The sequence below is a fragment of the Devosia sp. A449 genome, assembly GCF_054489375.1.
The window spans coordinates 1-1,217 of the sequence record NZ_JBTMWU010000019.1 but is presented as its reverse complement, the minus strand read 5'-3'; the positions used below and the strand labels follow the sequence as shown (position 1 = coordinate 1,217).

At 64.0% G+C, this 1,217-nt stretch carries 1 protein-coding gene; it reads left to right on the top strand.

The features are described from left to right. Positions 1-93: 93 nt before the first annotated feature. Positions 94-1,217: tyrosine/phenylalanine carboxypeptidase domain-containing protein (locus ACX3OW_RS21615; protein ID WP_459097855.1), on the top strand; the 1,124-nt coding region annotated here is incomplete at its 3' end.

Genomic DNA, 1,217 nt, shown 5'->3' with positions numbered 1-1,217 from the left:
GACCGGCGAGCCGGATATCGCGACGCTGAGCGCGATGCGCGCCATGCTCACGGCCTCACTGCCGGTGTTGCTCGGTGCCCTCAGGGCGACCGCATGAGGGCGCCTGATGCCAAATTGCTGGAGGAGTTGGCGGCCGCGCTGGCGAGCGGAGAACCGATCCGCCGCGATTTCGGACGCGGCGAGCGCTTGCATATCGACCGGCCGCTGCCATTCCTGATGGTACATGTCGGCCGGACTCGGCAGCAGGCGGCGCGTGATGTGGTGACCGCCAATTCGTCCTATCTAGTGGCGCGCAATCTGGGCACTGCCACCGCGATTATCAAGCTGGTGGCCGCCGCGATGATTGAGCGATTTGGCGCCTTTATCGTTGTTGACGTGGGTGAACTCGGACGCGATGCGGTGGCCGAGGACGCCGCCTATCTTCCCGCATTGGACATGAGCGCATCGGCAAGCACCGACAGCGCCGCGCAGGCCGCATTGCTCGCCTTCACCGCCGCGACCGAACAGGCCGATGCCAGGTTCAGGTCACCGCAGATCGCTCGACCCAAGATGGCAGATGATCCTGCCGCCAAGCTGGCGCGGCTGTTGCCGAAGCTGCCCATTTTGACCTTGAGGTTCGCGCCGATCTATCGCGTGCCGGACTCCGAAGACGTTTATCCGGAATTACGCGAGCAACTAGTCGCCAATATCGTCGATGCCGGCCTGCAGGCCGTGGCGGCCTTTGCCGGGGCGACCAAGAGCCTGGCCATCTCCACACACCGTGCCCTCGGTCGCCAGGCTTTCATCGATGCGGTGGGCCGCGCGGATCGCGCCATCGATGAGGTTGCGCAATCCTTTGATTTTCTGCTCGCCGTCACCCCGATCAACACCCAGGCCGCCTGGGCGGAATTTATCGACAGCAAATTCGAACGGGCGCCGCGATTTCTCTATCGACCGCTGACCATCGAGGTGGGTCGGCAGAAAAAGGCACTGTTCACCGTCGCGCTCGACCATTTCGAGGATCCGGTGCTGACCACGCTGTATCGCGAAAAGCAGCAGGAGCTCGATCTGCAATTGTCGTTGCTCGCCGCGCGGGAACTGCCGCGCTTCGTTGAATTGGGCCGGGCGCTGTATGGGCCGGTGGAACCCAGCCTGCTGGCTGCCGCCGGGGAAATTCTCGATGGCACACGACCGGGGCGCAGCAAGGCCAAGGACGACGGCAACGCCGTCGATTTCGC